Genomic DNA, 5,829 nt, shown 5'->3' on the forward strand with positions numbered 1-5,829 from the left:
CCGCCGCCGCCGCCCGAGCCGGATCCCGAGGTGGAAAAGGCCAAGGCCGAGGCCGAAGCCGCCAAGCTGCAGCTCGCCCAGGCCAAGGCCGCCGCGGAACGCGCCGCCAGAGCCGCCGAGCCTGTGGCCGCGCCGGCTGACAAGGTGGGCGACCTGCTGGATGCGGTCACCCCGCCGCCGGCCGAAGACCCGCCGTTCTAAGGGTTCAGCCCGGCTTGTAGGCCTTTGGCGCAACGCCGTTGCGCGCGAAATGGGCGAGCATCCGCGCCCAACCGTCAGCCGCCGCCGCCGCGTCATAGCTTGCCCGGTAGTCGGCATGGAACCCATGCTGGGCGTTCGGGAACACCACCAGCTCCGACCTCGACTTGCCGGACGCCGCCAGGGCCTGGCGCATCAGCTCGACGTCGGACAGCGGTATCCCCTGGTCCTTGCCGCCATAGAGCCCGAGCACCGGGGCCTTCAGCGCGGCGGCGCGCTGCAGCGGCCAGTTGCGGTCAGGCTCGCCCAGGAAGTCGCCCGGCTTCGGCGGGGTCAGCCGACCGTACCACGCGGCGCCGGCCTTGAATTCGCTCATCTGCTCGCAGGCCAGCCACGCCACCGCGCCGCCCCAGCAGAAGCCGCAGATCGCCAGCTTGCGGCTGTCGGAGAAGCGTTGCCCTTTGAGGTAGGCCAGCGCCCCGCGCAGATCGCCGTTCACCTGCGCCTCCGACGATTGCGAGACGATGCGGCGGATCTCGTTGAAGTCGCTGATGCCCGATGGGTCGCCGGCGCGGACGAAGAAATCAGGCGCGAGGGCCACATACCCCAGCTTGGCCAACCGGCGGCAGACGTCGCGGATGTACTCGTGCACGCCGAACACCTCGGAGATCACGATCACCGTCGGGAACCGGCCGCGCGCGTCGGGCCGCGCCAGGAACGCCGGGATGAAGCGATCCTCCACCGGGAACTGCACCGTCTCGGTGACCAGGCCCACGGCGTCGGTGGTGATCGGCTGGGCGTCGGCGGACAGGGCGTAGACCGCGTAGCCGCCGAACACCGCACCCGCGAGCCCGCGGCGTGACAGGTTCAGGTCCTGCGGCCTGGTTCCCTCCGGGCGAGTAAGCGTCGGCATGTGGGACTCCCAGGTCTTCACGATGGTTTTGTCTGGCGCGTCAGCGAAAAATTCTGAGCCCTCGCGGCGCGGGAGTCAAAGCGCGCGACGCAGCGTCAGGTTGATCCTCCCGCCGCCGGGAACGAGGCGCGAGGAACCGGGCAGGATGCGGTCCACGCCGTGGTGTGCGAGCCGCGCCGCGCCGGCCAGGACCATCACATCGCCAGACGACAACCGCAGCGAGCGCGTCGGATCGTTCCGCTTTCCGCCACCCAGGCGGAACACCGCCGTGTCGCCCAGCGACACCGACAGGACGGGAAAGGCGAAGTCCACCTCGTCGCGGTCCTGGTGCAGGCCCATCCGCGCATCGCCGCGATACAGGTTCACCAGGCAGGCGTCCGGCGGGGCGGCGGCCTGCGCCAGCTCGTCCCACAGGCTCCTCAGGATCTGCGGCATGGCCGGCCACGCCGCGCCGGTCACCGGATGGGTGGACTGATAGCGATAGCCGTCGAGGTCGGTGACCCAACCCAGGTCGCCGAAGTTGGTCATCTCCACGCTCATCGGCTTGCCGCCTGGCGTCATCGGTCGGTAGAACGGCGCCGCAGCGGCCAGCGCGAACACCTCGTCGACCAGCGAGCGCTGCTCGTCCGGCGACAGCCGTGCGGGCCACAGGCGGAAACCGTGATCGTCGGCCAGGCTCATCCGCTCGATATAGGCTCGTTCAGCTGAAGTCGCTGGCGAGATCGGCGCGCATCTCGGCGCTGAGCAGCGTCATGTGCGCGTAGCCCGGATGATCGCAACCGATCAGCGCAGGCGTCGCCGGGTCGCTGAACGCCGCCTTCTGTGTCGGGCTGAGCCCGAAGCGCAGGAAGTGCACCGACGAGGTCTTGCCGTCCTCCCGGGTGCGCTCGATGTCGCCTTCCGGCACGGCCGAGGTCCGCTCATCGCCGACCTGCAGGTAGAAGTGGTCCTCGACGCCGCCCAGCCGGCCCAGGATCGCAGCCCTGCGCACCGGCTCGTCGATCTCGAACAGGGTCGTAGCGACGAGCTCCGAGCCTTGCGGAATCAGCGGATTGTAGGCGGCGAGCTCGTCCGGCACCTGGGCCGGGCCGCCCTTCTCGATCAGCAGCATCTCCTGCACCTGGAAGAGCATGGTGTCGTAGCTCTCGAAATGCAGCGTGCAGACCGGTCCCAGCTCCAGGCGGCGGTTGCGCTTGCGCGGGATCAGCGCCGCGCGGCGCTCACGTCGCACCTTGGCGAACTCGGCGTCGGGCAGCAGGTCGGCCGGGGTGATCCGGCGTTCGTCGACAGGCATGGGCGTGTTCCTCAGGCCAGGCCATAGGCGCGGGCGAACACCTCGATCGGATGGGCCTGTGCGGGCTGGACCGATCCGGCTGGAAGCTCGGCCTGCACCAGTTCGCCCAGGTGCTGGCAGGCCAGCGGGCAGTCCGAACACAGGGTCTCGCCGCCCTTTTGGACGATCTGCCGCGCGGTGGGCTTGCCGGTCTTCACGGCGGACGCGCGGGTCTTCTTCATCACTCCGAAGGTGCCGCCGTGGCCGGAGCAGCGCTCCACCAGGTCGACCTTGGCCCCGGGGATCATCCGCAGCATCTCGGCCGACTTGGCGCCCATGTTCTGCGCCCGCTCATGGCAGGCGTGATGCAGGGTGATCGATCCATCGACTGGACCCAGGCCTTCGGCCAGGCCATGCGCCTTGGAGAGCTCGACCACATATTCCGAGACGTCGCGGACTGCTTTGGCGAGCCGCTGAACATCCGCGTTCTCAGGCAGCAGCAGCGGCCATTCGAACTTCAGCATCAGCGCGCAGGACGCGGTCAGCGCGACCACGTCGCAGCCGTCGTCGAGCGCCGGCTGGAACGCCTTGGCCACACGGGCGGCGCGCCCCGCCACGTCCTTCAGGTCGCCGGCCTCCATCTGCGGCATGCCGCAGCATTCCGGATAGACCAGGTGGGCCGCGACGCCTTGGCGAGCCAGCACCGCCATCGCGGCCTCGGCCACGGACGGTGCGTTGTATTCAGAAAAGCAGGTGGCGTAGACGGCCGCCTTGCGCTGGCCGAACGCCGGGCCTGCCGCATCGGCCGTGACCCCGCGGCGCAGCCGGTCGGTGGCCGTGCGGCTATGGAACACCGGCAGCTTCGCCTCGGCGTCGATGCCGGCGATCGCCTCCATGAAGCCGCGCAGGGGGCTGCCTTGCTTGGTCGCCCAGTTGGCGAGGCCGGCGACCGGCTTGGCCAGCTTGCCGTTGCGGTCGGTCTCGCCCAGCTGCTCGCGCACGAACTCGCCGCCCTCGGCTTTGCGCACGGCGGCGCGATAGCGAAGGATCAGGTGGGGGAAATCCAGGTCGAAGGCGTGCGGCGGCACGTACGGGCACTTGGTCAGGAAGCACATGTCGCAGAGCGTGCAGCTCTCGGCGACCTCGGCGTACCGAGCCTTGTCGACCCCGTCGAGTTCGCCGGTCGGGCTCTCGTCGATCATGTCGAACAGCTTGGGGAAGCTGTCGCAAAGATTGAAGCAGCGCCGGCAGCCGTGACAGATGTCAAAGACCCGCTCCATCTCCTTCTCGACGGCGGCGAGGTCGTAATAGGCCTCGTCGCGCCAGGCGATCGGATGGCGCAGGGGCGCATCGAGGCTGCCCTCGCGGGCAGCCTCCTTCGGCGTGTCGGCCATGGGCTTGGCCTTAGTCGAGCGCGTCGAGGGCGCGCTGGAAGCGCCCGGCGTGCGACTTTTCAGCCTTCGCCAGGGTCTCGAACCAGTCGGCGATCTCTTCGAAGCCCTCGTCGCGGGCGGTGCGCGCCATGCCCGGGTACATGTCGGTGTACTCGTGGGTCTCGCCGGCGATGGCGGCCTTCAGGTTGTTGTCGGTGCCGCCGATCGGCAGGCCGGTGGCGGGGTCGCCGACGGCCTCCATGAATTCGAGGTGGCCGTGGGCGTGGCCGGTCTCACCTTCGGCGGTGGAGCGGAACACCGAGGCGACGTCGTTGTAGCCTTCCACGTCGGCCTTCTGCGCGAAATACAGGTAACGGCGGTTGGCCTGGCTCTCGCCGGCGAACGCCGCCTTGAGGTTGTCGAGGGTCTTGCTGGTTGCAAGCGTCATGGCTGTCCTCCCGTTCGAGCCGTGAATCCGAACGATGACCTTAGACCCCAACGCGATGCGCAATCCAATCGATTGCTTTTATGCGTTCGATAGAGCGGCTCGATGAGCTTTCGGCCTGCTCATCGACGCGCCACTATCGCGCCATGAGCGAAATCGCGGCGATCCCTGCCCGCCTGATGCGACCTGCCCGGCTGCGCCGCCTGACGGCGGCCGAGCAGGCGCTGGGCGCCGAGATGTTCGGCGCCGGCCTGAACGCCTCCCGCGTGAGGCTGTTTGCGATTCCCGGATGGAGCCGGGCGTTCGTCGCCGGGCCGTCGCTGATTGTCTGGCCAGCCCGCGCGGCGCTGCTGGATTTCGGCGCGCAGGGCGTGCCGGTGCGCCTGCAGGGCGTGTTCGTCCACGAGCTGACCCACGTCTGGCAGGCGCAGAACGGGATCAACCTGCTGATGGCCAAGCTTCGCAGCGGCGACGACGCGGCGGCCTACGCCTACGACCTGGCCGGCGGGGCTGCGTTCACGCACCTCAACATCGAGCAGCAGGCGATGGTGGTCGAGCATGCCTTCCTGGCCAGCCGCGGCGCGCATACGCCCTTCGCCGCCACCGACTATGCGGCCGCCCAAGCCGCCTGGCGGCGCGTTTGACGCAAGGCCCGCAGGCCCCTTCGCTGCGGTTCGCTCTTGCAGGGCCGGCAATTTTCCCCATATCGCGAAACGACGCTGGTTCACTGGACGTGAGCCTGCTGAGACCTTAGCGAACCGGGGACGCCGGCCAGTCGGGCGCTTCATACGAAGGCCCGCCACGACGTCCGCCAATCAGGAGCGAGCAAGACTCTCACATGAGCAAGATCATCGGCATCGACCTCGGCACCACCAATTCGTGCGTGGCCATCATGGACGGCAAACAGCCCAAGGTGATCGAGAACGCTGAAGGCGCGCGCACCACGCCTTCGGTGGTCGCCTTCCTCGACGACGGGGAGCGACTGGTAGGCCAGCCGGCGAAGCGCCAGGCGGTCACCAATCCCTCGAACACCCTGTTTGCGATCAAGCGGCTGATCGGCCGCAACGCTTCCGACCCCATGGTCGAGAAGGACAAGGGCATGGTGCCCTACGAGATCGTCAAGGGTCCCACGGGCGACGCCTGGGTTCGCGCCCATGGGAAGGACTATTCCCCGCAGCAGGTCTCGGCCTTCATCCTGCAGAAGATGAAGGAAGCCGCCGAGCAGCACCTCGGTGAAAAGGTCGAGAAGGCGGTCATCACCGTCCCGGCCTACTTCAACGACGCCCAGCGTCAGGCGACCAAGGACGCCGGCAAGATCGCCGGCCTCGAAGTCCTGCGGATCATCAACGAGCCGACCGCGGCCGCGCTCGCCTACGGCCTGGACAAGAACGACGGCAAGAAGATCGCCGTCTACGACCTCGGCGGCGGCACCTTCGACGTCTCGATCCTAGAGATCGGCGATGGCGTCTTCGAGGTGAAGTCGACCAACGGCGACACGTTCCTGGGTGGCGAAGACTTCGACATGCGGGTCATCGACTACATCGCGTCCGAGTTCCAGAAGGAACAGGGCATCGACCTGAAGAAGGATCCTCTCGCGCTGCAGCGCCTCAAGGAAGCCGCCGAGAAG

7 protein-coding genes and 1 pseudogene are annotated in these 5,829 nt (G+C 68.3%); 3 read left to right on the forward strand and 5 right to left on the reverse strand.

The annotated features are described in order from the left end of the window. Positions 1-201 (forward strand): annotated as a pseudogene (locus Q8M88_RS10460) (hypothetical protein); the annotation flags it as partial. 4 nt (positions 202-205) lie between these two features. Here Q8M88_RS10460 and Q8M88_RS10465 read toward each other — a convergent pair. The 5 genes from Q8M88_RS10465 to Q8M88_RS10485 all read right to left on the reverse strand — a co-directional run bounded on the left by Q8M88_RS10465 (position 206) and on the right by Q8M88_RS10485 (position 4,205). Then, positions 206-1,111 (reverse strand): dienelactone hydrolase family protein, encoded by a 906-nt coding sequence (locus Q8M88_RS10465; protein WP_305597105.1) that lies wholly within the window; start codon positions 1,109-1,111, stop codon positions 206-208. A 75-nt stretch (positions 1,112-1,186) separates the two neighbouring features. Further along, positions 1,187-1,792 carry an alpha-ketoglutarate-dependent dioxygenase AlkB gene (locus tag Q8M88_RS10470; RefSeq protein WP_305597106.1) on the reverse strand — a complete coding sequence of 202 codons (606 nt, stop codon included), beginning with the start codon at positions 1,790-1,792 and terminating at the stop codon, positions 1,187-1,189. A 19-nt stretch (positions 1,793-1,811) separates the two neighbouring features. Continuing rightward, positions 1,812-2,405: a DUF3501 family protein gene (locus Q8M88_RS10475; RefSeq protein WP_305597107.1), complete on the reverse strand. Its 594-nt coding sequence runs from the start codon at positions 2,403-2,405 to the stop codon at positions 1,812-1,814. A gap of 11 nt (positions 2,406-2,416) precedes the next feature. Then, positions 2,417-3,778 carry a (Fe-S)-binding protein gene (locus Q8M88_RS10480; protein WP_305597108.1) on the reverse strand — a complete coding sequence of 454 codons (1,362 nt, stop codon included), beginning with the start codon at positions 3,776-3,778 and terminating at the stop codon, positions 2,417-2,419. Positions 3,779-3,788: 10 nt separating this feature from the next. Further along, entirely contained in the window at positions 3,789-4,205 is a 417-nt protein-coding gene (locus Q8M88_RS10485; protein ID WP_305597109.1) for a rubrerythrin family protein, read from the reverse strand. Positions 4,206-4,348: 143 nt separating this feature from the next. On the opposite strand from Q8M88_RS10485, the gene Q8M88_RS10490 reads away from it, so the two are divergent. Continuing rightward, positions 4,349-4,846 (forward strand): hypothetical protein, encoded by a 498-nt coding sequence (locus Q8M88_RS10490; protein ID WP_305597110.1) that lies wholly within the window; start codon positions 4,349-4,351, stop codon positions 4,844-4,846. 194 nt (positions 4,847-5,040) lie between these two features. Next, positions 5,041-5,829, forward strand: a 789-nt coding sequence (locus Q8M88_RS10495) for an Hsp70 family protein (RefSeq protein ID WP_305597111.1), incomplete at its 3' end; no start/stop codon positions are given.

Source organism: Phenylobacterium sp. (assembly GCF_030693805.1).
In the GTDB taxonomy this organism is placed as follows: domain Bacteria; phylum Pseudomonadota; class Alphaproteobacteria; order Caulobacterales; family Caulobacteraceae; genus Phenylobacterium.

Excerpts from the sequence above, each read along its gene's own strand:
- Q8M88_RS10465 (WP_305597105.1), bottom strand. The coding sequence starts at position 1,111 with ATGCCGACGCTTACTCGCCCGGAGGGAACCAGGCCGCAGGACCTGAAC.
- Q8M88_RS10490 (WP_305597110.1), top strand. The coding sequence starts at position 4,349 with ATGAGCGAAATCGCGGCGATCCCTGCCCGCCTGATGCGACCTGCCCGG.
- Q8M88_RS10480 (WP_305597108.1), bottom strand. The coding sequence starts at position 3,778 with ATGGCCGACACGCCGAAGGAGGCTGCCCGCGAGGGCAGCCTCGATGCG.
- Q8M88_RS10475 (WP_305597107.1), bottom strand. The coding sequence starts at position 2,405 with ATGCCTGTCGACGAACGCCGGATCACCCCGGCCGACCTGCTGCCCGAC.
- Q8M88_RS10470 (WP_305597106.1), bottom strand. The coding sequence starts at position 1,792 with ATGAGCCTGGCCGACGATCACGGTTTCCGCCTGTGGCCCGCACGGCTG.
- Q8M88_RS10485 (WP_305597109.1), bottom strand. The coding sequence starts at position 4,205 with ATGACGCTTGCAACCAGCAAGACCCTCGACAACCTCAAGGCGGCGTTC.